At 50.1% G+C, this 23,938-nt stretch carries 32 protein-coding genes and 1 pseudogene; 8 read left to right on the top strand and 25 right to left on the bottom strand.

Going from position 1 to position 23,938, the window contains the following annotated elements; genetic code table 11:
* Positions 1–43: 43 nt before the first annotated feature.
* From ACOTZF_RS17700 to ACOTZF_RS17750, 11 genes and pseudogenes are all read right to left on the bottom strand, one after another.
* Positions 44–919, bottom strand: coding sequence for a major capsid protein (locus ACOTZF_RS17700; protein WP_040110313.1), 876 nt, complete (start codon positions 917–919; stop codon positions 44–46).
* 26 nt (positions 920–945) lie between these two features.
* Complete coding sequence (locus tag ACOTZF_RS17705) at positions 946–1,842, bottom strand: DUF6651 domain-containing protein (RefSeq protein ID WP_045339224.1); 897 nt, start codon at positions 1,840–1,842, stop codon at positions 946–948.
* A gap of 22 nt (positions 1,843–1,864) precedes the next feature.
* On the bottom strand, positions 1,865–3,439 hold the full coding sequence (locus ACOTZF_RS17710; RefSeq protein ID WP_421636140.1) for a hypothetical protein: 1,575 nt from the start codon (positions 3,437–3,439) through the stop codon (positions 1,865–1,867).
* A gap of 33 nt (positions 3,440–3,472) precedes the next feature.
* Positions 3,473–4,729, bottom strand: coding sequence for a phage terminase large subunit (locus ACOTZF_RS17715; RefSeq protein ID WP_002211787.1), 1,257 nt, complete (start codon positions 4,727–4,729; stop codon positions 3,473–3,475).
* Between the two features lie 2 nt (positions 4,730–4,731).
* Positions 4,732–5,373, bottom strand: coding sequence for a hypothetical protein (locus ACOTZF_RS17720; protein WP_006812517.1), 642 nt, complete (start codon positions 5,371–5,373; stop codon positions 4,732–4,734).
* A 195-nt stretch (positions 5,374–5,568) separates the two neighbouring features.
* The gene (locus ACOTZF_RS17725; protein WP_000176291.1) at positions 5,569–5,835 is read right to left on the bottom strand and encodes a hypothetical protein; all 267 of its coding nucleotides are present in this window, start codon (positions 5,833–5,835) and stop codon (positions 5,569–5,571) included.
* A gap of 9 nt (positions 5,836–5,844) precedes the next feature.
* Positions 5,845–6,735: a hypothetical protein gene (locus ACOTZF_RS17730; RefSeq protein ID WP_421636141.1), complete on the bottom strand. Its 891-nt coding sequence runs from the start codon at positions 6,733–6,735 to the stop codon at positions 5,845–5,847.
* Between the two features lie 5 nt (positions 6,736–6,740).
* Complete coding sequence (locus tag ACOTZF_RS17735) at positions 6,741–6,995, bottom strand: hypothetical protein (protein ID WP_001113021.1); 255 nt, start codon at positions 6,993–6,995, stop codon at positions 6,741–6,743.
* On the bottom strand, positions 6,988–7,626 hold the full coding sequence (locus ACOTZF_RS17740) for an ATP-binding cassette domain-containing protein (protein ID WP_006812519.1): 639 nt from the start codon (positions 7,624–7,626) through the stop codon (positions 6,988–6,990). Before ACOTZF_RS17740 ends, ACOTZF_RS17735 begins: the two co-directional genes overlap by 8 nt.
* Positions 7,623–8,291 (bottom strand): ParB/Srx family N-terminal domain-containing protein, encoded by a 669-nt coding sequence (locus ACOTZF_RS17745; protein ID WP_000164561.1) that lies wholly within the window; start codon positions 8,289–8,291, stop codon positions 7,623–7,625. Before ACOTZF_RS17745 ends, ACOTZF_RS17740 begins: the two co-directional genes overlap by 4 nt.
* Positions 8,291–8,994 (bottom strand): annotated as a pseudogene (locus tag ACOTZF_RS17750) (ParB/RepB/Spo0J family partition protein). The gene ACOTZF_RS17745 and the pseudogene ACOTZF_RS17750 overlap by 1 nt, the downstream one beginning before the upstream one ends.
* A gap of 59 nt (positions 8,995–9,053) precedes the next feature.
* Between ACOTZF_RS17750 and ACOTZF_RS17755 the strand changes: the two are divergent.
* From ACOTZF_RS17755 to ACOTZF_RS17780, 6 genes are all read left to right on the top strand, one after another.
* Complete coding sequence (locus ACOTZF_RS17755; RefSeq protein ID WP_421636142.1) at positions 9,054–10,613, top strand: DEAD/DEAH box helicase; 1,560 nt, start codon at positions 9,054–9,056, stop codon at positions 10,611–10,613.
* A gap of 2 nt (positions 10,614–10,615) precedes the next feature.
* A complete protein-coding gene (locus tag ACOTZF_RS17760; protein WP_001291547.1) occupies positions 10,616–10,894 on the top strand; it encodes a hypothetical protein in 279 nt (92 codons plus the stop codon).
* A 59-nt stretch (positions 10,895–10,953) separates the two neighbouring features.
* On the top strand, positions 10,954–11,376 hold the full coding sequence (locus ACOTZF_RS17765; protein ID WP_000683475.1) for a hypothetical protein: 423 nt from the start codon (positions 10,954–10,956) through the stop codon (positions 11,374–11,376).
* 4 nt (positions 11,377–11,380) lie between these two features.
* Positions 11,381–11,908, top strand: coding sequence for a transcriptional regulator (locus ACOTZF_RS17770; RefSeq protein ID WP_421636143.1), 528 nt, complete (start codon positions 11,381–11,383; stop codon positions 11,906–11,908).
* 322 nt (positions 11,909–12,230) lie between these two features.
* Positions 12,231–12,881 (top strand): hypothetical protein, encoded by a 651-nt coding sequence (locus ACOTZF_RS17775; RefSeq protein ID WP_421636144.1) that lies wholly within the window; start codon positions 12,231–12,233, stop codon positions 12,879–12,881.
* Between the two features lie 84 nt (positions 12,882–12,965).
* On the top strand, positions 12,966–13,193 hold the full coding sequence (locus tag ACOTZF_RS17780) for a hypothetical protein (protein ID WP_000234274.1): 228 nt from the start codon (positions 12,966–12,968) through the stop codon (positions 13,191–13,193).
* A gap of 647 nt (positions 13,194–13,840) precedes the next feature.
* On the opposite strand, the gene ACOTZF_RS17785 is transcribed toward ACOTZF_RS17780, so the two are convergent.
* The 6 genes from ACOTZF_RS17785 to ACOTZF_RS17810 all read right to left on the bottom strand — a co-directional run bounded on the left by ACOTZF_RS17785 (position 13,841) and on the right by ACOTZF_RS17810 (position 16,357).
* The gene (locus ACOTZF_RS17785) at positions 13,841–14,323 is read right to left on the bottom strand and encodes a hypothetical protein (RefSeq protein ID WP_421636145.1); all 483 of its coding nucleotides are present in this window, start codon (positions 14,321–14,323) and stop codon (positions 13,841–13,843) included.
* Between the two features lie 205 nt (positions 14,324–14,528).
* Positions 14,529–14,810: an ABC transporter gene (locus ACOTZF_RS17790; protein ID WP_305871467.1), complete on the bottom strand. Its 282-nt coding sequence runs from the start codon at positions 14,808–14,810 to the stop codon at positions 14,529–14,531.
* Between the two features lie 126 nt (positions 14,811–14,936).
* Positions 14,937–15,332 carry a hypothetical protein gene (locus tag ACOTZF_RS17795; protein ID WP_006812529.1) on the bottom strand — a complete coding sequence of 132 codons (396 nt, stop codon included), beginning with the start codon at positions 15,330–15,332 and terminating at the stop codon, positions 14,937–14,939.
* Positions 15,333–15,460: 128 nt separating this feature from the next.
* Positions 15,461–15,772 carry a hypothetical protein gene (locus ACOTZF_RS17800; RefSeq protein ID WP_006812530.1) on the bottom strand — a complete coding sequence of 104 codons (312 nt, stop codon included), beginning with the start codon at positions 15,770–15,772 and terminating at the stop codon, positions 15,461–15,463.
* A 140-nt stretch (positions 15,773–15,912) separates the two neighbouring features.
* Positions 15,913–16,128, bottom strand: coding sequence for a hypothetical protein (locus ACOTZF_RS17805; RefSeq protein WP_421636171.1), 216 nt, complete (start codon positions 16,126–16,128; stop codon positions 15,913–15,915).
* A 13-nt stretch (positions 16,129–16,141) separates the two neighbouring features.
* On the bottom strand, positions 16,142–16,357 hold the full coding sequence (locus tag ACOTZF_RS17810; protein WP_421636146.1) for a hypothetical protein: 216 nt from the start codon (positions 16,355–16,357) through the stop codon (positions 16,142–16,144).
* A 145-nt stretch (positions 16,358–16,502) separates the two neighbouring features.
* On the opposite strand from ACOTZF_RS17810, the gene ACOTZF_RS17815 reads away from it, so the two are divergent.
* Positions 16,503–16,745, top strand: a complete 243-nt coding sequence (locus tag ACOTZF_RS17815) for a hypothetical protein (RefSeq protein ID WP_200084496.1) — start codon at positions 16,503–16,505, stop codon at positions 16,743–16,745.
* Between the two features lie 1,436 nt (positions 16,746–18,181).
* Here the strand turns inward: ACOTZF_RS17815 and ACOTZF_RS17820 are convergent.
* The 4 genes from ACOTZF_RS17820 to ACOTZF_RS17835 all read right to left on the bottom strand — a co-directional run bounded on the left by ACOTZF_RS17820 (position 18,182) and on the right by ACOTZF_RS17835 (position 21,101).
* Positions 18,182–19,372 carry a hypothetical protein gene (locus ACOTZF_RS17820; protein ID WP_039264864.1) on the bottom strand — a complete coding sequence of 397 codons (1,191 nt, stop codon included), beginning with the start codon at positions 19,370–19,372 and terminating at the stop codon, positions 18,182–18,184.
* A 141-nt stretch (positions 19,373–19,513) separates the two neighbouring features.
* Positions 19,514–20,350 carry a GIY-YIG nuclease family protein gene (locus tag ACOTZF_RS17825; RefSeq protein ID WP_421636147.1) on the bottom strand — a complete coding sequence of 279 codons (837 nt, stop codon included), beginning with the start codon at positions 20,348–20,350 and terminating at the stop codon, positions 19,514–19,516.
* 82 nt (positions 20,351–20,432) lie between these two features.
* Entirely contained in the window at positions 20,433–20,750 is a 318-nt protein-coding gene (locus ACOTZF_RS17830) for a hypothetical protein (RefSeq protein ID WP_421636148.1), read from the bottom strand.
* An 84-nt stretch (positions 20,751–20,834) separates the two neighbouring features.
* Complete coding sequence (locus ACOTZF_RS17835; protein WP_421636149.1) at positions 20,835–21,101, bottom strand: hypothetical protein; 267 nt, start codon at positions 21,099–21,101, stop codon at positions 20,835–20,837.
* 187 nt (positions 21,102–21,288) lie between these two features.
* Between ACOTZF_RS17835 and ydfZ the strand changes: the two genes are divergently transcribed.
* Positions 21,289–21,492 (top strand): putative selenium delivery protein YdfZ, encoded by a 204-nt coding sequence (gene ydfZ, locus ACOTZF_RS17840; protein ID WP_006812537.1) that lies wholly within the window; start codon positions 21,289–21,291, stop codon positions 21,490–21,492.
* Positions 21,493–21,547: 55 nt separating this feature from the next.
* Here the strand turns inward: ydfZ and ACOTZF_RS17845 are convergent, their stop codons facing one another.
* The 4 genes from ACOTZF_RS17845 to ACOTZF_RS17860 all read right to left on the bottom strand — a co-directional run bounded on the left by ACOTZF_RS17845 (position 21,548) and on the right by ACOTZF_RS17860 (position 23,937).
* Complete coding sequence (locus tag ACOTZF_RS17845; protein ID WP_042863531.1) at positions 21,548–22,246, bottom strand: lysozyme inhibitor LprI family protein; 699 nt, start codon at positions 22,244–22,246, stop codon at positions 21,548–21,550.
* Positions 22,247–22,284: 38 nt separating this feature from the next.
* Positions 22,285–22,836 carry a hypothetical protein gene (locus ACOTZF_RS17850; protein ID WP_058687813.1) on the bottom strand — a complete coding sequence of 184 codons (552 nt, stop codon included), beginning with the start codon at positions 22,834–22,836 and terminating at the stop codon, positions 22,285–22,287.
* Positions 22,833–23,474 (bottom strand): HD domain-containing protein, encoded by a 642-nt coding sequence (locus ACOTZF_RS17855; protein ID WP_421636150.1) that lies wholly within the window; start codon positions 23,472–23,474, stop codon positions 22,833–22,835. The genes ACOTZF_RS17850 and ACOTZF_RS17855 overlap by 4 nt, the downstream gene beginning before the upstream one ends.
* Positions 23,475–23,565: 91 nt before the next feature.
* A complete protein-coding gene (locus ACOTZF_RS17860; RefSeq protein WP_421636151.1) occupies positions 23,566–23,937 on the bottom strand; it encodes a hypothetical protein in 372 nt (123 codons plus the stop codon).
* Position 23,938 lies beyond the last annotated feature (1 nt).

Here is a 23,938-nt window from a genome sequence, read left to right on the forward strand (position 1 = left end):
GCCCACCCTTAAACGGTAGATAATTACTTACCTACTATACTGATCAAATTTTTACGTTGGTCAGCGCGGCGATAGCCTTGTCGTGCTTGTTCGCCAGAGAGCAGTACCACTTAACGCGGGTACGGGTTGCGTCTTTGTTCTGAACAGTACCGATGTTCTCAACAACGATACCGGCGTTTTCACCGCCATACAGACCAGTCACACCGTTCTCTTCGGACAGGTGCAGGCAGTAGATGCTTGCTTTGCCCGCGTCAGTCGGGATGAAGTCGTTCACGATGAACGGTACACCGTTGTGGCACAGCATCGGACGGCCGAAGTTTTCCATCATGATTTCGGACGGGCCGAGGCTAACGGTACGCAGCAGAGCGCGATAAGCACGCAGGTGCTCGGAACGCATCATGATGCAGTCTGCGCCCAGATCTTTCACCGCGTCGACCAGCTCGTCGAACATGGAGAAGGTCATGGAAGCGCCTTCGATGTCGATCTTCTGATCGTCGTGCATCAGCTTCGGAATACCGTCGAACGCTTTGTTGTTGGTGCTGGAGTCGCCCAGAATCAGGTTGCGGCGGAATGCGCGAGCCAGACCTTTCACCTTCTGACGAACCTGGATTGCCAGCTGGTTGTTGGTGTCGGACATAGTGGTCGCCAGGAATTTGTCGACGTCTACGTCGCCTGCCAGGATACGCAGCTTCGCAACGTGTTCGGTGAAGGTTGCAGCGCCTTCGGTGATGGTGTCGTTCACATCGATGAAGGTTGCTTCGCTCAGGGTAGCTTCGCGGTTGTAGAGGTATGCCTTAGAATTAATCTTCATGAAAGGCAGAACAGCGAACAGGTCATCGCGATCGATGATGGTCTCGATCACACCCTGCTCAAGTTCGTTGTTAGACAGCTTTTCAGCTTCATCACGCAGTAATGGCATCTTTCATTTCCCTATGATTTAAGATGTTACTTGAGTCCGATTTTCCCCAGACCGGAGGTCAACTTATCCATAGTCGACTTGCTCTTCGGCTGGTTTACTTTGTGGGTCGGTTTGCTATTGGAACCAGCACCCTGCTTGGCTTCGCTGCGCAACAGTGCGTCAGCTTCCGGATCTGCACGCAGAATGCGCTCAATCGCGGATTCGAACGGTAACGGTTTGCCTTCACCGTCAACCAGAACTGCACGTTCTTTCTGACCGGCTGGCTTATCAAAGCCCACAACACTACCGTCTTCACCCACTTCGAAATGAGAGCCGTAGATAACGCGAGCCTTAGCCGGAGTCATCAGAACTTTGTCACGCAGGAAGGCAGAGCCGCTGAAGGAAGCGCCAACAGTCATTTCGACCAGTTGGGCCTTCAGTGCGGCGTTCTCGCTCTCCAGAGCGGAGTAGCGTTCGTCGCGCTGTGCCAGTTCAGCCTGGTGCGCTTCGATCATCTGCTTTTTCACAGCATCGAACTCACCACGGCGTTCCAGTTCAGCCTGCTCCGCCTCGCGACGTGCGGTTTCTGCGGCTTGTTCAGCTTCGAGAAGCTGGCGAGCACGCGCCGGGTCAATATCACCGTACTGAGCCAGCTGATCGGCCAATGTGCGCTCTTTCTCCTTGCGCTTCATGTTCTCTTTCAGCAGGTCAGCACCGGCTTTCTTGGACTTACGCAGTTCTGCCAGCAACTCTTCCTGAGTCATACCGGCATACTCGTCGTCGTCACCCTTCGGTTGCTCTTTTTGCTCGCCCTGTTTGCCTGGGTCTTGATTGCCCTGCTCATTGTCTCCAGCAGGAGCACCGCCACCAGCGCCTCCGCGCTCATGCGCTTCAGCTACATCCATCAGGCCACGACGGGCCATAAGCATTTGCCACAGATTCATAGAAATTCCTTTTCGTTACTTATCACTCGGTCTCTTGAGTAGATGAGTCCCCATTCCCTCGGGGTTGATCTTGCCCGCTTTCTTGGGCTGTATCTCGATCATAAGTAAGTGCTGACTTATTTTCAAGGGTATTAAGATCATTTTTTTGAGGAAATTTCAAGAGATCTTTTTGAAATTCCTTTTGCATCGCCTCGGAAATGTTCGGGAAGACCTTCTCGATGAGCATTTCCATCTGATGACGACGAACAGAATCAGGCGCCTGGAGCAGAGACAGTTTCTCAGCAACGGCAAATTCGTCAGTCAGACCGCGAATGTCGAAACTTTCCGGGTACGCGATCAGAGAGTGGTCTTCATCCAGTTCGACACCCATCCATTTCGCTGCCAGCTGCATCATCTGGCGTTCTGCCCTTTCGAGGCGCTCTGCTTTTGTCACCAGCAGACTGTTAACGCGCTGGAAGTCGTACATCTTCGCTGCGCCCGAAGAGTTATCGATGCCCTGTGCGTTATCCTGCTTGGTTCGCTCACCTGCCACACCAACGGAATGGTAGATCTCGTTAATCACCGTCTTAATCGTGGTGATGATCATCTGAGCCTGTTTCGGGTCTGGAGACAGGTAGAATGGCTGATTACCGCTCTCAGAGTCGAAGGTGAAGACGCGTTTTGTCCCCATTTCGAGCACTTTGGTGTGGTTTTCATCGCCCGGCAGCAGTGACTGAACCGGGATCGCCAGCTGGCTGAATGTCTGATCCTGAATAATCGCGTCAAGGTTAGACAGGTAGTTGGCCACGGCGCGGTCAAGATAGGCGATATCGTCAATCAACGACGGGCTGAAATACGGAGACTCGCTTTCGCCAATGCAGTCCACCGGAAACACCGGCACCACGCCCAGATTGTGCTGGCCGCTATCCTCCAGAACGACTTTGGCCTGACGACGACCGCTATTTCCGGAACCTTTCTTCACTTCTTCACGGAACAGATACCACTCGTTTTGCGTCCACAGACGGTAACGCTGGTATTCCTGCCCGGTTGACGTGAACGGATCTTCGTCGTCGCGCGCGATTTCAACAATCAGCGCCCACAACATATTGCCGTCTTCGTCCCAGGCAACATCAAGCAGCTGCTGCGGCGAAATCCAGTAAGCGTAGGCACGCGCATCATTTTTCTTCTCGTCTGCAACAGACTCAACATCGACGTTCATGGTGCTGTCCACGACAACCCAGATACGGCCATAAATGGATGATTGCAGATCGATAGCCGCCATAAACGCATCGATGGAGGTGTTCTGGCGCGTGGCTCGCTTCCAGAAATTGCGGATCTGCTCCGGTGCTTCATCAGTGTTGCGGTGAATGACCTCTTTGAAGAGGTATTTGTTGATGAGGTTTACCACTTCACGAGTGTGGTTGAAGCGATAAGCGCGTTCCAGGCGCTCTTTGAACTCCTGATCGCCCTCTTTGAAGTAACGGAAGATATTGTCGTTGAACCAGGCACGCCCGCCAGCGTAGGTGCTGGCGAGGAAGTCCCAATGTTCTTTTTTCTTCTCATATTCAGGGTGGCGTCGTGCCACAAGGTCTTTGATTTGCTTGTCAGTCAATTCCATTTGCTTTTCCTTTCCGTTTAGGTAAGTACTTACCTATCTAGATCCGCCAAGAATAACACGATTTTTCACCGGATACCTACGATGAACCGGATAACCCAACGCATCCGCACTGTGTTCGATGCCGCCAGTCTTATCCATATCGCGTGAGCCTGGCTTGTAGATCACCTTCTCCAGCGAGTCGATGAGGTGTTTGCACTTCGGATCGATGTACAACCGGGTTTCGCCCGAGGCACTCATCAACATGCGGTTCACTGCGTTAACACGGTCTGCGATCGGCGGGTGCTTCTTCGGATAATCGACTCGAAGGAAACCTTTTTCCTTGAAGATATCGACGTCCGATTCACCGCGTGCGTGCTGGCGATACGCACCTGCCGGGTCAGGGAAGATTGTGACCTGAGACTTCCAGCGCCAGAAACGACGCTCAAGCTCATCACACACTTCAGCCGTGTTGGAAGAGAACAGCACAACCTCGTCCACGGCCCACAACTCACCATTTGGCTGCGGCTGCAGGATGACCGATGACATAGGGTCGATGTTGAAGTCCTGACCAACCCAGATCGGCAGTTTCGGATTGAACTGGAGTGGCTTCACATGCACATTGCGGTCGAACGGGTAGTAAACGCGTCCGGACATGTTTTCGAAGCTGGCCAGGTATTCCTGCGCGAACGATTTAGGGTCCATATCGTTCTTCGCCGCTTCGATTTCCGCGCTCGGAACGAACGGAGAATCAGCCGTAACGAACTGCCAGCTCTTCCACTGCCCCTTGCGTTGCAAATCTTTGTTCTGACCGATAGTCCACAGCTTGTGGAACTCGGAGAAGCCTTTTGGCGTACCGATGATCAGCGCACCGCCACGGGTGGAGGACAGTGTCGGACGAAGTACCTTGTACCAGGTGTCCGGCTTCATATCCTGAAATTCATCGAGCACCACGAAGTGCAGTGCCACACCACGAAGCGTATCGGGCTTATCCGCACCTTTCAGCGCGATTTCAGAGCCGTTCTTCAGCACGATGGTCATCGTGGTGTCGTTTTTCTTACGAACCCATTTACGAGGCAGAACTTCCTGCAGGTCATCCCACAAGATCTGGCGAGCCATCTGGTAAGTCGGTGCGACGTACCAGACACGTTGCTTTTTCTCTTTGGCTGCCGCGCGGATGATGGTGGAGATCGACAACCGGGATTTACCCCAGCGTCGACCCGCACACACCACTTTGAAACGATGTGGCGACTGGAAGACTTGCATCTGCCCAGAATGCAGCTGTACGAGACTCAGAGACGACGGGATGGCCATAGTTAGACGCTCCCATCACTTTCATCACCAGACGCGTCAGAATCGCCCTCTGCTTCGCTCAGTGCTTCCTCTTCGAGTGACTCAAGCAGATCGTCATCAATCAGATCCGGCTCATCATCTTCCTTACGCAGCTGCGCCACCTGGGAAGGCGTAAGTTCGCCAAATACCAGGTTCGGGATTTCGTCTTCTTCGTTCTCAGCGCGATCCATACCGAGCGCTTTCGAGGATATTTCGAAGCACTTAGCGAGTGTGCCGCTGGCACGCTGGAGACTCTTCAGGTCATCTTCGATGGTTGCGAGTGGCTTGCCGTCCTTCTTGGCTGTGGCCACCTCATGCATCACCATCCGACCGAGTGCGAATGCCCAATCGTCGTAACGAGTCCGGCGCTCTTCGATTTTCTCTGCACGCGCCTTCGCACGCAGCTCTGCGTCGGATTTGAGCGACTCGCGCACCATCTTCCCAACGGAGTCCGCGCCTTTCTCTAATCCACGCTTTTTGAAATGTCTGGAGAGCGTTTCACGACGAATGCCGTACTCTTCCTCCAGCTTGGAGAGTGTGTATTCGCCGGAAGTCCACTTTGCTTCGGCTTCTGCCCACTCAGCTGGCGTCAGGCGAGTTTTGCTCTCGTCTTTTTCTACAGTCATAGATCCCTCTAAAACACTCAGAGCGCATCCTTGCGCTCCTAAACAACTTGTTTAATTCTGTGCCTAACCAATTTGTTTTCTGGGTGTTTAAAACCGAGCTGGGGAGTATTCAGAACCTGCTTCCGTATATATTTAATAAGTCACTTAGTATTTATATATACGGAAGCAGGCTCTCAAACTGGCTCCCAGACCGACTTACATCACCAGTAATTTGGCTCTGGCACGACCTAAAGTGGTCAGTCCCAGCGTGCGACGGTGGTAGCCGGAATCACCGCGCTGGCGGCACATTCCTTTCTCCACCAGCCCCTTTTTCACCAGTGCGCGGATAGAGAACTGCATACTCTGTTTGGTCGTTTTGTACGGCAGCACTTCAAGCAGCTCGTCCAGATCGAGCAGATGCCCACGCTCATGGCCTAAATTGATGGTTTTGATGATGTCTTTTTGTTTGTCGGTCAACGTCATGGCAAATCCTTATGCCGGTAATGCAATTTCAAGAGGTTTATTCAAAGGCTGTTTGTCGAATGCCAGCAGTGGCAGCGTGTCCGGCAGCTGATGACCAAAGTCCGGGTTTCGGTACACGCCATACAGCGGAGACGTGAAGCTCAGGTTGTGAATGTCCTTGAGCAGCTTCACGATGCTGGCCTCGTCCACCAGGCTGTCGGCAATGTCCTGAATCGTCGTGCCACGATTACGCCCGGCTTTGGCCAGGGAACTGTTCTTGTGGTAGTCAGCGACCAGATCACGCAGCGCACGACGACGGCGAGACTCACTCATGGCGAACAGCTCTTTGACGATCGCTTCGTTGTCGCCAGGGTCGGAACGGAAATGACGCTGGAAGACGCGCAACGCACTCTCATAGCTCTTCGGACGCTCCGGACGGATGAACTGGAACCCTGCTTTCATGGCGAACGGGTTGTATTTGCTCATCGACGACTGGATCTCGATGATTGGCCGGTCGTGCATCCTGCTAACCAGGTTAATCATTCGATAGGAGACGCCGACGCCGCGGTACTGAGTGTCCACAACGGAACGACTGATCACCGCAAAGTTGTTGTTCACGTACCGACCCCAATACTGGTTGGCCACGGTGGTATTGGTGGTTGGCTTCAGCTTAGGAAACATGCGATGGCGAGGCGCCAGCAGCAGTTTCGGGTAAGCCATAACCACGACGCCCACCAGCCGGCCGTCCAGTTCGCAGCGATAATACGTTGGCGCGAACGGCTTACCATCCGTCTTGTAGTGCAGCGACTTCAGCGCGTGCCAGTCTTCAACCGTGCCTTTGGTAACGGTCATACGCTCCAGAAAGTCCAGATGACGCGGGAACTCTTCCGGGCGGTAGCGTTTGATGATGATGTCTGTCATGTCGATCACCTGCGCTCGATATTGGCATTGATGAAGTCCAGGCGAAGCGATTCCATCGCCCCAACCATGACGTATGGACGCCCACCGTTATGCCAGCAATCCAGAACACTACCGTCGTTGTTGATCATCAGCAGCGCCAGGCTCTGGCTTTTGCCTTCTCTGGCGTACTGGAGTGCTTCTTCCAGCAGGCGGATGACTTCAACGTTGTTGTTGTCAGCCTCTTTCGATGGCTTCAGCTCTACGATCTTCAAATCAGGCATATTCCACCTTCACGCGTTCTTTGTAGTGCTTGGTGATCTGCATATCCGGGCGCAGCGCGTTCTTCAGGTCTTCGTGGGTCGTCGCCACCATTACCGTCGCACCAACCTTACGGGCGGCACGCTGGAGGTTCGACGCCACAACCTGGGCGGTTACACGGTCGAGAACAGCGCCAAATTCGTCGGCTGCCCAGACTTTTGCGCCTGACTCGATCAGCTTGGCGATCTTGAGACGGTATTTCTGGCCGTCAGACATCTCGGATGGCTTGCGCACGAATAGATAGGCGTCATTCAATCCGGCCATAGACAGCAGCCCCAGCGCTTCGCTGGTGGTTTTGCCCAGCTGGTCGATGACGTTAACCTCATTGTCGAAGGTAAAGTCATCGATGGAGGCTACAGAAAGCCCTTCATCCTTCATCTGGCGTTGCAGCTCGCGCAGCACAACGGATTTACCGGAACCGGATTGGCCAGTGATGTACACTACATCGCCCTGCTTCACTTCCAGCTCCAGATTGTCGTAAAGCGTCCACTCTTTTTCGTCCAGGCCAAGACCAAACGATTCGGCAATCTCCAGCGTGCGCGTGGTTTTGTTCACGCGGGTCTGAAACGATACGTTGATGGTGTATTTGCTCATGCAGCCAACTCCCCAGAAGAAACTTTCTCCGCATACGCCACAAAAGCGTCTACCCCGCTTTCTCCCGTGATTTCTTCCATGTGTGCAAGCAAATCCCCAACCACAATGGCAGAGCCAGCAGGGAGCGTTTTAAAGCCCAATACGTCGATGACGCGGACTTCTTCAGAGGCCACTTCACGACTGATCTCGGTGTGCTCTTCTTTCTGGCGTTCCGTCTCTTCACCCAGATCGAGCACCAGAGAGCCGGTTTCCATCTCTTCGGTCATGCTGCCGACAAGCACGTTCAGCTCGCGCTCTTCAAAACCGAAGACCTCGACGTCGCCAAGCACCAGGGATTCCAGTTCCTGCTGCAATTTGATGGCGTCGTAGTCAATACTGGCCAGGCGGTTGTCTTCCAGACGCTTCGCCTTCACTTCTTCTTCGCTCAGATCGTCTCGAACGATGACCGGCACACGCTCCAGACCAGCCAGAAGTGCCGCCTCGCGACGACCGTGGCCAGTAATGATGACGTCGTGCTTGTCGACAGTGATCGGCTGGTCAAAACCGCGCTTTTTGATGGCGGCCGCCAGGTCGCGGATCTGCTGTTCGTCATGTTTTTTGGCGTTCATCTCATACGGGATGAGTTCTGCCGGGTTTCGATAGACGATTTCAAAGTTTTTGGTCATTACATACGCTCCTTGTAGTAGTCGACCAGCCAAACCAGGGCTTCCCCGGCGTTCTCCATTTCGTTACCGGTATTGATTCCCTGCTCTTTGATGATGGTTTTGATGGTGTCGGCGACGCGATCTGACGCATCAAACGTCACCTTGAAGCGCATCGTCTGGTGTTCAGCGCCGACTCGCTCGGTTTTCTCGCGTTTGTCCTCATCGACCGGCTCGTCATCGCCACGGGATAGCGCTTCCAGCGCTTCAAGATCGATAACGGACGCTTTGGCGAGTGTTGCAGCCATTTCGTCGTCATACGGGGCGATATCGGACAACCGGTAGTCGATTTCAGACTGGATTTCTTCGATTAAGCGCTGCAAAGCGACCTGATCGTCTTCGCCGTAGCGCTCGTTATCGACGAGGGACATCTGCTTGGCCACCAGGTCGTTAATTTTGCCCACGGAGATGACGGGAACCGTTGAAATGCCCTGCTCCATCGCGGCACGCCAGCGGTGTTCGCCACCGAGGATCTCAAAAACGCCCCCGTCCAGCTCCCGCGCCAGAATTGGCTTAAAAAAGCCCAATTTTTCGATCGAGCCTTTCAGTTTTTCGAAGTTTTGCGCCCCAACGGAGTTGGTATTCCAGGGATTCGGACGCAGGTTCGCGACTTCCACCTGCAGAATCGTAATTTTCACATCCATAATTCTGATACAATCCATTGTATAAGTACTTACTTACTATAATAGCCAATTACCATACAAAAGGCACGAAGGAAAGAGGTTTATGACAGTTCGGATTGTATCGAATGCAGTCAATGCGCTGATTTCTGGCGCTGATGACAACGTGAAACGGCTCGTTCAGGAGATGTTGAGCTATGAAGTGGAGGCTGGTGACTGGAAAGGAACCAGCACGATGTTCAACTGGAGCAAAAACGCGTTCCCGGCTGGGTTTGCGAAGCCAGTAGCGGCCAACCTTCTGAAAGCTGGCATCAAATGCGTGCATGTGCGCAAGGAAAAAGCCCCCGCGCTGGGCAAGCCGAACCCGGTAGTTAACCCATTCCCGTATAACCCGGACTATGCGTATCAGGATCAGACTGTGGAAACACTGGTGCGCGAAGGGATGATGATTGCCCAGATTGCGACGGGTGGCGGTAAATCGAACGTAGCGTGTAAGGTAGCTGCTCGCATTGGCCGTATGACGCTGTTTTTAACCACGCGCTCGGTTCTGATGTTCCAGATGGCAGAGAACTTCCAGAAATCCATCGACTACCGCGCGGAGAATGGCGAGCCGTGGCTGAAAGGTCAGAAAGTTGGGGTGATTGGATCTGGTGAGTTCCAGGTCTCGCGCCATATCAACGTTGCCACGGTGCAGACCCTGGCCAGTTTTCTCGAAGAGCCACCGCGCGACGCATCACCGGAGAAAAAACAGTACCACCTGAAGCGCCGGGAACTGGTTAAGCGCTTTCTGTCCAGCGTTTCTCTGCTGATTCTGGAAGAGGCACACGAATCATCTGGTTCAAACTTCTACGATATCGCCAGGTTGTGCATCAATGCCGATTACCGTCTGGCGCTGACAGCTACGCCGTTCATGAAGGACTCGACCGAGGCAAATATGCGTCTCATGGCCGTTGCCGGTCGCATTGAGATAAAGGTAACGGAGAAATATTTGATCGATCGAGGTATTTTAGCGAAACCATACTTTCTATATCATAAAATCGCGTACACTCCAGACGAGGTGCGGATTAGGGCCGAACTTGCTTCGAAACACCTGAACTTTCGGGTTGGAATGAGTACGGCTTACCAGAAAGCCTATCAGTTAGGCATCGTTTACAATCTGGGCCGCAACGAGGCTATTGTGCGCGAAGCGTTAATGTACAAAAGTCACGGTCTGAACTGTATGACGCTGGTTCGTCTGAAGCGTCATGGTCAGATTTTGATGGAAATGATGAAGGAAAGCGGCCTGAAGGTCGATTTCATCTACGGAGAATCAAACCAGACTACCCGACAAGCAAAGCTCAACAGTCTGGCGGCAGGCAAGATAGATGTTCTGATTGGTTCAACCATTCTGGATGTTGGTGTCGACGTTCCAAGCGTAGGGGCGGTGATTCTGGGTGGTGGCGGCAAAGCCGAAGTTGAGATGCGCCAACGTGTTGGTCGCGGTCTTCGAGCCAAAAAGAATCAGGCTAACGTGTGCTTTATTACCGACTTTATCGACGTGAGCAACAAATATCTCATGTCGCATTCATATGAGCGGAAGCACATTATCGACACGACGCCTGGGTTTGCCGAGGGCGTTTTGCCGGTGGGTAGCACATTCGATTTCACTGTTTTGAATAGAGAGTAAGCATGAGCGAGAAACGCGCTATACACTGCCAGGTTCAGTTAACCGAAAAAGCAAACGACAAGCTGGAAACCTTTCAGAATCGACTGCGTGAACGCAATATTAAGCTGTCAAAGGCAGACATCATCAATCTGGTGCTGTCCAACATGACGATGGCTGATTTTGATAAGGCAGCTACGTCATTAGAGGCTTCTGCAAAGGCCCGTGAAAAGGTCATGAAGATTTACGAATCCTCTGGCATGACCAAAGAAGATCTTGCCGATATTCTCAAACGTCTCGATTAAGCATTAAGGGCGTCGCAAGACGCCTTGTTCGTTGAAGTGATAAGGATTTAGTTCAAGCCATGAAACACGTTCTACTTCCACTGATTACCATCCCCGTTTTACTCCTGAGTGCATGTTCATCCCGCCCTGTGTCTGTAGCCGATGCAAAACCGGCGCCGCAGGCCAGAGTTTTCAAATACCAGACGTCTGCACCAACCACGCTGGTGGTTATGAGGGACAAAGGTATGATAGGTGCGGGCTGTGACGCGTCCATCTTCATCAATGGTGAGACGGTTGCGAAACTTGAGACCGGTGAAAAAGCGACGTTCCATCTTGATGCCGGGCAATGGATTGTTGGCGCTTCACTGGAAGGCGCCGGGCTGTGCGCACTGAACCCTGCTCGCCAGGAACGCGAGACCATCACCAAAGCTGGCGAGACGAAAGTCTTCCGGGTGTTCACCAGCAACGCAGGTGACATCGATATCCTACCAACGACACTGTGACGATATGACGAATATTACTGACATCACCTACGGGATTCCTGCAGAAGTCTGGCCGCGCGATTACACCCACGTGGAGAAGGCGCTGATGTTCTGGCGTAAGTCTCTCATTCCTGTAAGGGTCACGATGGAAGATGGTCAGGTGTTCTGCATGTACGTTCAGGGTCTCATGTCGTCGCGCAACAAAGTCGATCTTTGCCCTGCCCCGTTCGACAAAGAAAATCGTATAAGGCTCCCACTTGAGCGAATCAGTACGATTGAATCAGGTGTGACAGAAGGCATTGCGCACGATTTCACGGGTCGGACAACGGTACACCCAGACTATGTGGACAATCGGCCATCTCGCCGTGATTTCTTCAAAATTTGTCGCCAGGCTCATGAGATGCAGAAGTCTATAAGGGTCTACATGGCGGATGGCCGTGAAATTGAGGGGGTGTCTTCAGGCGTTGACGCTTGCCAGGTCACGCTCAACATGGGGGACGGTCGGAAGACAGTCGTCATGTTCGATTGGGTCGAACGGATTTTACCGTTTTAAATCTATAAGGGTAATAACCGGCTAAGTCCGGTTATTATTTTATGTGTCACTTCCCGTTATATTTATTTCCCCTAATCCCGATTCCGTTTTAAATATATAAGGGTGAATGACCGAATAGGGAATTTATTTAGGCAACACCTTCGAGAAAACGCATTTTATTTCTAAGACTTTGATTTTTATTGAAGAAATTTTTTTTCGTTCCCGCGTAAAAAACTCTTGATTTTAATTTCTGTATATCGATAATTAGTCACATCGAAAGCGAACACGCTAACGATAAACAAATAACAAATTAAGTTATCAATATTACATAAGGATTAATATCATGTCTAACGTTGCTATCTCTAAAAAATCCATCATCGACGCTGCTGTAGTTATCGCTAATGAATTACAAGTTGCAGCCAATAACGCTACTCAGACTTATAACAATCATTATCAGAATGGTACGCACACAAAAGCAGATAAAGCTAACATGCTTGCAGCGACTACCAAACTTGCATACTTCACCAACAACGTTTTAAACGCTGTTAATGATGAGAAATTAGCTGGTGTCTTTTACTACGCGATTAAAGCAAGCAAACAAGCGCCAGAAGTGTTTTTCCGCGAAGCTATGACCAATAGCTATTCACTCGAAAAATTGGTTTATCTGGTTAAGTCTATCAAGTCTGGTAAATGCGTTTATTCCGTCGCTGATATGTCCGGATCTCGCGTATTCGCATTAATCGAAATGATTAATGAAGAATTGGAAACATTCACAAATGGCGCTGTTTTCGATTTGATGAATGAAGCGAAAAAAGCCAACGAAATTAAATTGGACGCTGGATATACGCAAGCCAACCAGCTGATCAATCTTTGTGAACGTCTCGGACTGGTCGAGAAGATCAAAGGAATGGGCGCAGCGAAAAACGGATCGCAGCAATATCGCTTTATCAAAAGTGATTTTTATAACTATCTGGCTGACGCTTTCAAAGCGTAATTAAATGAATATAGCGTCCACTATGGGCGCTTATTCAAAAGATCTTAAGTCTGTATTCAATTTTATTTTTTAAGGAGCGTTTTTATGGTTATTTTTATCGCTGGCGTTAACATCCATAATCATACTCTTGTTTATGATATCGCTGGTTTAGCTGGTTACGCTCTCAGCTCTGAAGTAGTCGACGAAACCACGTTTAAAATAGATCTGAATAGCGCGGATCATAGGAAGCGCGCAGGAATCAAAGAATCCGATGTTCTTTTAATGATTCAAGAATTTTTAAACGCTGGCTTTAAAATTCACTTAGAAAAATAAAAACAATAGCGCCCACTATGGGCGCTTTTTTCGTTTCAAGATCCGCACACCATAACGCGCCATAGTTGGCGCGTTTTTCATTGTCTGAAGTCAGCCAAAACAGACCAAAAATAAGCGCCATAAACGCGCCAATTTAACGCGTTTTTATGTGTGGTGGTACATACCCATTACCCACAATAAAAAACACGTTATAGCGCGTTTTACAGCGTTTTAGCGCGTGGCTTATTTTGTCGTGTCGTGGGCGTGATCGTCTGGCGATATCTGGCGACGTGATCCGCGCTATCCTTCGGGACGTGTCGGCAATGTTGGCGCTATCCGTGGGCGCTCGCGTATCATTGGCACGTTGGCGCGACGTGTACGCGCTTGCAGTGGTTTACCCACGGATTCACATAATCACATAGCGAAAGCTATCTGGATGGCTCAGGGGCTGAAACCCCACCAGCGCTACCCCAGCGCCCCTGCGATATTTTCTGGCAGGATTCTGGGCTTCTCCCGCTCTGTTTTCTACATAAAGGCAAACCCAGCCGTTTCCCGAAAATTCCCTGGCCGTTTCCCTTCGGTTCCCCGGAAAGCTCTCTGGCCGTTTCTAAAATTCCCTGCGGCAGTTGGTGGACGAAAAGAAAGGGGCGTTTCCAGCCCCTCCCCTCTTACTTGCCAGCCAGGATGTGAATGCGATTCTTTCCGTACACGTCTTTCACATAGTCCCCGCACGAGATACTCCACGAGTCGATTCCTGCTTCGTAGGTGACGTTTTTGCACTTGATGGCATTGTTGGCGATACGCATCCCCTCCCCCACTGCTTCCTGTTCGCTGAAGTCGAACCCGGATTCTGTTTTAACCCATAGCGCGATCTGCGTGGCGAACTCGATGAGTTTTGACTGACAGAAGCGACCGCTGCGCACCGGGAAGATGAATACGCCAAATCCCGAGGTGGAGACATACGCTTTCTCAAATACGCGCTTATGGCGACGGTTGCAGATTATGTCATTGGTGATCTGCTGTTTCTCTTTCCCGGACAGCTCGATGGTTACATTGTCACGCCAGGCGCCCAGCACGCTTTTCTCGTTATCAGAGAACGTCACAGAAATATGGCCATGCGCAGGGATGTTAACAGTAGCGATAAAGTTCATGGTGATAATCCTTTAAACAACTTGTTTTCTTATTGGTTTAATTATCGCTACGCGCATAAGGCGTCCAAGCGTTCTGTTCCGGCAGCTGGTGGCCGGCAGGGAGTCGGAGGGTTGCTCGGTAGCCTGGCGGTAAGAGGTGGGTGTTTTTAGCCTGCGGGAAACAGGATGGTCATTTAAGGCCACCAGCATGGGTGGCCTCGTTCTCTTAGTGGAGCAGACCGACGTCGATGGTATCGCCGGAGCCATCCACGCGGATCATCAGCATGGCGAAGGCATTTAATGGGTAGCCTGCGTGCCAGTCCGGGAAGCGGTCATCGCGCATGAAGTCGGCAATATCATAAACGCTGTCCTCAAAGCGGAAGAAGCGGGCATCATATTGTTCGTCCTGTTCAACGTGATCCATTTCCTGCTGTTCTTCCGGCGACAGGTCGAGCCAGGATTCCAGCCATACGTTTTCAGCTTTAGGGGAGCTAGTGAAATCGGTCATGTGCATATCCTCCATGCGTAAACATCTTGTTTTCTTGTTGGTGTAATTATCGCAATGTGGATAAGGCAAAAAACATTTTGTTATCGGGGATAAGAAAATGGCGCGGGGTACGCGCCATTGGAGGGATTAAGCGAATACGCTTTCCGGGATGTAGTTTTCAACCGGTTCGTTGGACACGATGCGCAGACCGTATTGTCCAAGCCAGGTGTTGCTCGGGTTCAAGTAGGAGGTGTACAGCTCGTCCGCTTTCACCATCATCTTTTCAAACATCTCTTTGTCTACGCCGCGGAAATACGTTTCCAGTTTCAGCAGCATTGGTTCGGATGCGTCGCTGATGCTCTGGAAGCCTACGGTGTACACCCAATCCTCTTCTGTCCCGGTGCGGATCAGGGTGGTGGTGAGCACTTCAGTCCCGTTCGTGCTGTCACGCAGAATAGCGGTCAGTTTTGCAACTTTTCCGCCTGAGGTTGTTTCTGACGCATAGTACAAATCAAGAACCAGGTTTTCACGAATTACAGTCATTTTTGGTCTCCCTGTTGTTGACCTGATTATATTATTGTCATAGGTAGGCACTTACAATACAGGTAAGCAAAAAAGCCCCGAAGGATGGACGGGGCTGTCGTAGGGACGACTAATCGCTTTTGCACATGTCAGGCTGTCGCCAGGAGAGAGGCACGCTGGATTTCTTGCTGGGCTACTTTGTTCGCTTCCAGTAGCGCCTGTTCCAGCTCTCCTTCCGGCCAGATGATCTGTTTTGCCATCCACCCTCTTCCACTCTGGCGACGCACACTCATTACGTAACGCGTGCGGGAACCATTGTCGAACGAGACCAGCGTCTCTTTGAACAGGCGAATGGCAGTGCCGTTGGCGATGATATCGAGCAGGGTCAGCTGGCTCATTACGGTTGGTTTTTCTTTACGTGGCTGGCCCGCGCTCAGTTTGGTGATCATCGCGTTTTTCATAACTCACTCCGTAAACAACTTGTTTTCTTGTTGGTGCAAATAATACCAGCGAGAAAACGGCTACAAAGCATAGCGTTACGGTGCTGCGCTGCCCCGGAGGTTGCAAACAGCAAAAAGCCACCGTGCTGGTGGCCTCACTCTTAATCTTCGTCGTCCGGGAACTCGATGTATACCGCGTCCACCAGCTCCCGCTTTTCATCTTCACTGAGCAGGTGCCAGATATCTTTCCCTTTGGGCGATTCCCCTTCAGCCGGGACGAATGACCACAACTTGCGGTACAACTCCGGCCCCACAGCATCCAGGCACTCAGCCAGGGAATCCACGCTCCACACCTCAACCATCACAGGCATCTTAATCATCTCTTCACCCTCACTTGGTTTCTGACGTCGTGCAGTTCCACGCGACGGACATTGGGTTGTCCTCGATATGGAAATCAAACGTCCCTTCTCTGTATCCTTCAGAGATGAGCGTCGCCACGCGACCAACAACATCCTGGGAACGGATAGCGTCATCAAGGGAGATCTCACACTGGGAGGACGCTTCCTCGCCACAGAGAGTGATGCTGATATTCAAATGCTTGTACATGTGTTTCTCCTTTGTCTAAACACGTTGTTTTCTTATTGGTGTTATTATCGAAATAAGAAAACGGTGAAAAAGAATTCCTTAAAGGCTGATGTGCTTGTGCCGATTTATTGATATGTATGTATCTGGCTAACTCAGAGGGAATGTAATGAGCAATAAAGACTACACAGACGGGTACTTCAGCATCGACGCCGAGAGAGGCGAGTTGCTACATGGCGGCATTACTGTCGGACGCGTCATTTTGGTTAACGGTCAGATTTACACAGAGCTGGACGATACCAGTTCAAACGCACCTGTCGTCTCCGGCCCCTTCGGGACAAGAGAAGAGGCGCTCGATGATTTGTGGGACAACAGGGACGATGCGAATCAGGGCAGTGAGATTTTCGAATAAACGTCCTCGGCGATTTCACCACCAAAACCCGTAACCCTTTACACTAGATCTGGCTTCCCGACATGAGCGTGCGAAGCTGATCTGGTCTCAACGCTCAACTGCGGGATTCACTAATTCCCGCACTCTTCAGGTGAATGAGGAATAAGGCATACTCCCGCAGACGTCCCTCGCTCTGTACCGGGATGTACCCGTTTCCCGACCGGCAGCCAGCCTTTTCCCGGTTCGTATAGCGGGATTCCCACCGTTTCCCTGAAAACCTCCAGCCTTTTCCCTGCGGCGACGCTCTCGTTCCTGAAAAGGGACATGACCTTTTCTCTGGATGGCCCGAAGGCTGACCGAAGGGGTGGATAGGGGCGTTACGGGGGATGAAAACTATGGCTTGAATTTCTACGGAGAAAGTAGCGATACCCCTCTTCCCCTTCCCACTTATACCTCCAGTTAAGTCTCTACGGATTTTCTCTCCTGTGGACGTGCAAACCTTCACCCTGATAACGCTCTATACGGCGAGTATTCCTTTGGGTGAAATGGGCGGTTTGTTCTCTCTGCCGGCGTATGTGGTTTTGTTCTTCTTGAGGTGGTTCTTCTTTGTGTTTTCGTCTGGGTTGTTCTCGTCGTTTTGGTGAGTTTTCTTCTCCGTGTATTGAGTAATGGCAGGTGCGCTTTTCTCTCCGTTTACGTGAAATGGTGGAAGTGTGGGTAATGGCAGTAGGGCGCTTTAGTTGTTCTCCGCATATGAAGTAATGGCGTTCCCTGCTATTCAGGAATTTGCGCTCTCTTCCGGGGTAATGGTGGGTAAGCGAGATTGCGACGGTTCCTGTTCTGGTCTGGGTTTGTCCGGGGTTTCGTTCTGGTTGTTCTTCTCCGTGTATTGGGTAATGGCGTGTAGGGGTTTGCATTCGCGAGCTGCGTTCTCTGTTGCCTGGGAAGATTAGGTGGGTGCTCTGTAGCCTGGGGCAAAGAGGTGGGTCTTTTCGGTAGCCTGACAGGAAGAGGTGGGTGTTTCCGGGATTGCGGGTAATGGCGTCTCTGGGTTTCCTGTGGGTGTGGTTAACTTGTTTTCTTGTGCATGAAAACAACTTGTTTAGACGTCCAATATAACGCAACGGGAGCGCTTCTGAGTGTGTCTGTTTTGGGGTGGTATCACGAGTCGTTTTTGGCGTTTTGGTCGCAGAGAGATGGATTCTGGTGCGCAGGATTTTGGATATAAGAGATGGCGTGCGAAAACGTCAACTTTTTAGACCAAATCAGGGAAAAGCGTTGACTTTTCGTTGATATGTTATTTATTTGTTTTCTTATGGGTGTAACTTGCTTAAATGCCCTGTCACGCCTGGGTTGGGGTAGATTGGAGAGGTGGGGAAAGTGGCGATCAACGGACTCTTATAGAAATCCTCAATTTGTGACCGCCAATGTCAACGGATTGATTAAGCTAGTTGTGCTCAAACATCTCCGTTCTTAATCCACTGCCTGATTTCCTCGTCTCGTGCGACTTCTTTCTCGTGTTGGGTAACATACAGGTCGGGTAAAAGAGGTGGAGCGAATTCTGGCTCTGTCGAACACCACTTTTCATATGCCTCACGCATAGATTTTTCTACATCCCAATGTTCCAACTCTTGGTATTCAATCGGCCAGTTATCCTGCAATTTCTTCACAGCTTTAGCCACGTCGTACCGGAAGTAAGGGTTAAGACCAATGAAATTACCAGCCAGCATGTCATCAACCTCCTTCACTCTGGCAATCTTGGAAAACTTACCAATAGCAATGTTGAGATCCCAATCAGACACGAATAACAGCAGTGCGGCAAATGCCAGAAACTTAGCCTCTCCATATGCTCTGTCGCTAACCGTTTTTGTCTTAAACTCAATGTAATTGCTCATCACAAACCCAGTAAGCTTGTAAGTCTTATTTATCTCATCTTCCAAAAGCGATGGGTCGAGAATTGCACGGCCACGATTATTATCTATGTGTTCTAAGATTGCCGAAATGTCTCTATGGGATACTGAAATTTTACGCAATTGCTGGAGAGTCTTGATGTGAACTCTTAGCACCTCTTTGTCAATTGCACGAGACCAAGAAAAACCAGGCACAGTAGCCTGAATGGGTGAGAAAGGCATAATATCCGGGTTTGTCCATGCCAAATATGATTCACGTAACCCGCTAATATAGTCAAGCCAATCCAAATGACCCTTTTCCAGCCATATTTCAAATGTGGAGTCCTTACGCTTATTGAAGAACCATTCCCTCATCTGCCACATTTTTTCTTGCGTAAAAATCCCTTCCTGTATGCCGGCGCATACCAGTTTTCGTATTACCTGCGAATACTTTGTTCGATCTTTCGTGAATGTGACAAGGTGCTGCCTTACCTCAGATGTTAACCTATCTCCGTAGAAGTCACATGATGGATGGTGGCCTTGGCCAGCTTCACCAGTAAATCTGAAATGCGCCTTCTTGTGATAACCATCATTCCTAGAGGCTCTAACAAACGAGCCACCTCCGACTTTGCAAATTGGACAGATGATGTCTTCACGAGCGACAGCATGAACTGAGCTATCATCTAAATTTTTAAGTGCCAAGTACTGCTCGGGGTCGACTTCCTTTTGTAACGATTTCGAAAAAGCTGTATCCGTCATATTGTCCTCTTAAATGTCTCGTTCCAGTAATCGGTTGACTAAGGGGGCCGATCAACTACTTAGCCAAGATATTATAGCTCTTGTTATTTATTTGTTTTCTTATATGCGTAAACAAATAAACGCTACAATTTCGACAATAACTCAATTCCTATTGTGTCCTACTGAACGAGAAAGCAGTATGCGTTTCCAGTGTGATTCTCGTCGGTTTATCTCGCAGGCGTCACTGTTAATGTCCATGATTTCCAGAATAGAGAACGTGACATTCTTGAGCCTTTCCTCATCGCCGGTTCCAAACGCTTCAATCAGGCCAGCATTCCCGCCGTGACCCGTTTTAAAGTAGGTCTTCCATCTTCCCCATATTCCGCCTTTGCCGTTTGCCTGGCCAACATACAACTTCTCGCTATCAACATCAGTCAGCAGGTAGATGCCTTTGACAATACTCAGTGCAGTTCTCCACGACTTTAACTCCTGCCGAATGATGGTTCCGAGACTGGCTCTGTCCAGAACTACGTCTTTGTAGCCGGGAAACTCGCCAAATGATAGACAGGATGGCGCAATCTCAACGACTCGCAGTTTTCCGGCAAGAGTTTCGCCGTTCAAAATAGATCTGCGAGGACGCTCCGCACTGACATACAAACGTCCACGATATTCATCCAGTTCAGGAACAGGTGTCAGTTGATAGAGATAGTAGTCTTCGTTCCGGCCAGGTACTGCATGTGATGCTGTCAGAGAACACCCAACGTTGAGATAGGTGCCAGCATAGAGAAATCGCGCCTTATCTTCAGTCTGAATAAGAGAGACAACGTAGGTACGATTGAAGCTTTTCAGCTTCTGCAGGCATTGCCAGTCGTCGAACGTCTCTTTCACGAACTCCTGTATCGGGTTTTCTTTATATTCGTTGGTGCTGGCTAAATGAATTTTGCTGTTATTTGGGGTCAGCTGCGGGTATAGCGACTGAAGGTACTGGAATAGTTCCATGCAGAAAATGTCCCTTATGAGATCGGCTCTGATATCTGGTATCTCACATGGAGAGCCGATCTGTCCACGACAAAAAAAAGGCTTACCAGTCCCAGCCAGGTAATCCGTCCACCAGCTCGGCGTAGCAATCGAAGTGAACCGCGTCAAAGCCGGCATCCACTATGGTCTGTATGTTAGAGATCGTCTCTTCTGAAATGCCATACTCACGCAGCTCTTCTTTCCAGTCATTCCCTCGCATTCCAGCACGAACAATCCAGCCGTACTGTGTACCATGTACCCAATTCAACCCGCGATCAGTAAGTGGGTCGAAGCAGGCAATGGGTAGCCGTTCTGAATCCGCTGCCGTTACATGAGCGGTGCTGATCACTGCCGTTTTGTAGACTTCCGTGAGCTTCAACATACCAACTCCTTAAACAAATTGTTTTCTTATTTGCGTTATTATCTCAGATAACAAAAGACTGAAAACAAAATGTTTAAGGGGTAATTAGGTCAATTTAAAATCATCTATGTCGTCCACAAACTCCATATGTCTGGCTTCAACACTAGACAGACTGATCAGATACGCAAGCCCGTAACTAAGTGAAGTGGGTTGTTCCAGCACAAACTCGAACCCGTCCTCATGCGTTTTACCAAGCCAGAATCCATCGCCGTATTCTTTTTTACGTTGGAAGAAAACGAACTGTCCAGGTATTAAGTGCTCGAGTGCTTCGCCCCTATAGACGAACACATATTTGGAATTCTTGCTACCCATTGCTCACCCTCAACACTGTATGTATAAACAGTAGTTTTTTTTTACGGTACTGGTCAACTTTACTGGTTAATTGAATAACAAGGTGGTGAAAACAATTTGTTTCGGAACTTGAGATTTTGCAAACCGCACATACATGAAAAGCGGCAATTTTTGAAACCTGATTTGACCCAAGTGAAAGGAGGAAACGATGAAGACCTATGATCGCAACCGTAACGCTATCACTACCGGCAGCCGAGTGATGGTGGCAACGAATGGTGCAACGGGAGTCATCAAGGAAATCTGCGGAGAAGGCAAATCAGAAGAACAATTACGCCGTTCTGACTGCGTGTCTATCGAAGGTGTGGAGGGTCTGTTCTGCCCAATGGATTTAGTTCGCCTGGGGTTCCATTAATTTCACCACCTATAAAACAAATTGTTTAAGGCCACAAATAGTGGCCTTATCTGGCTTACGGAACAGCGGTAATCAGATCGCAAATGCCTGTTTTAGTTAAATCACTATTCAGCTTCTGAAAATTGGCATTCAGCATCGCGGTGTGTATTCGAGTCTCAAGCTCAAAGAAAAGGTCGATCTTGCCCTCTTTTGCTGCGTACTTCTTCCAGACATTAACTTGGTCATCGGCAATGCGACTGGCGCAGGTGAATAAGAACGAACTCCCTCTGGGAAGGGATGTCGTGCTGTAGTATTCACCGTCAACTTCAATATACTTAGCTCGGAATGACTCCAGAGTTAGCTCATCACCGCTCTTAGCCTGCTTTGCGTCTGCCTTGCTTGTCTTTTCCTGAACTTCAGGCTGCTTCTGCACCGGCTTCGGTGTCTCATTGACCACCGCTGTGCTGGCCGAACCATCCAACCCCTTGAGTCCATTAATTTGGATAAGATAAGCCAGCTCAAGAGCCTTATCATCAGTGAGTCTTCCACGCATATTTATCCACTGACGTTGAACCGTCTTTAGGGTGTCTGCATTTTCTGGGTTAGCCTTGAGCGCGCTGGAATAGGTTGCGCTAAGTTGTTCGTCTAATTTTGACAGGCGTTCGTTGTCACAGATTTTGTGTTCGATTTCTGTCGAAGCCTTTTGGCAGTCAAAGCTGGCTGCAAAAGCAGCCGGCGATGCTACCAACAATGATGCCAGTAGGATATTTTTCATATTCACTCCATAAATATAAAAGCGCCTGACTATAACACTTAACCGACTGCTTCTCTCGCTTGATCGTCAAGCGCTTTCAGCCCATCACGTACCGCGTTCACGATACGTTCCAGGTATTGGTATCTGGGGTTTGGCACCGTTGGCCAACCGGCATACCACGGATCGTCACCAAACAGACTCAGCAGTTCGTTGCCGACACCGAAACAGCAGCAACTTTCTTTTACGTCATCAGCGTTTTCTGCCTCGTCCCACATATTGCGGGCCTGTTCTGCGTCGATTTCTCTCTCCCTGCGCAACTTTATGATTTCGGACTTTACGAAAAGCAGGTTTGCGTCGTTGTCATCGTCGACCGTACTCAGCAATTGAGGGTCGAGGCAACCAATCAAATAATCGTTGCTCACTCTCTTAATAAACGTCTGCACGTCATCCCCGCCCATCGCGAACCAGGCAGCAGTCCATGCTTTCCCATAGCAGGTAATGGTGACTCTTCCCTTGCCCGGCTCGTAGTTTTCAATCATTACGCGTACCGGGTCGAGACGTTCCAGATCCGTCAGCACAAAGGAAAGAACATCTATTTTTTCGACCTTCATGCAGCCTCCCACGCGTTCCAGATCAGCGCTTTGTGTTTTTCATAACGTTTGGTGTGTACCGGTTGCAGACTGGCAATGCCTTTCGTCACCATCGCCCGGGCGTTTATTAGCAACGAATGCTCTATGCCTTTTTTCTCCAGGTACTCGACAACACCGGCATCGGCACCAATCTCCTTGCCGTCAAAGAGTACGGCCAGCATCAGCTCCTTCTCTGCGAGGTAGATGGCTGAAAACTCAGGGTCGCGACTCACGATAGAAGAGGTATTGTCCAGCAGGTCAGCCAGCTTGATCATGCGCGTCTGCATGTCGAGGCTTTGCTCCAGCTCCCGGACGTTGATGATGAAGCGCTGTATTCGATTGCCGTCTTCTGGTCTGGCAATGTTGGTCAGAGCCAGAACCGTTTCGGCTACGTGCTCACCGAAGTGCTCACGAACCATCTCTATGGTGACATGGGTGTCTTCGACCACATCATGCAGAAGCGCCGCGATCTGCATCTCCACGGTTCCACCATGCCAGGCAACAATTTCGCGGACAGCAACCGGGTGGTTGATGTAGTCTTCACCGGTATATTTTCTTTTCTGGCCAACGCCGCCATGAGCGCCAGCGGCAAACATATGGGCTTTGGAAATACGGGACATTCTTAACTCCGTTGTTTTCTGGATGTAGTTATTTTCACAGATAAGAAAAGGTAGAAAACAAATTGTTAAAGGCCACAATAGTGGCCTTTATTTACTCAGCGATAAGCGATCCAATCATCGCCTGTAGCTCTCGTTCTTTTTCTTTGGCTACGCGTAGTAATTCGGCATTTACATGACGTTGCAGCTTATCCATTACACGGAACGACGGACGGCGCATGACGCTCTCGTCGATGGATTTGGTATTCAAGCTAATAAGATGCCCGAAGTGGTTGAAGCCAGCCCCGACGAACACTTCATATAGCTGGGCGTCGCGCTCAAACAGAGCTATCCCATTTCGCACCTCAAGCAGCGTTCCTTCCTCAATAAGCATATCCAGCGCCTTATCCCAGAATGGACAAAAGCGATAATTGAAACCTTCCAGTAATGCCGTAAAAAACAGCGAAACGGCATTACCCAACTTCATA

Source organism: Enterobacter cloacae complex sp. SHL021 (assembly GCF_049237765.1).
GTDB classification, from domain to species: Bacteria; Pseudomonadota; Gammaproteobacteria; order Enterobacterales; family Enterobacteriaceae; genus Enterobacter; species Enterobacter cloacae.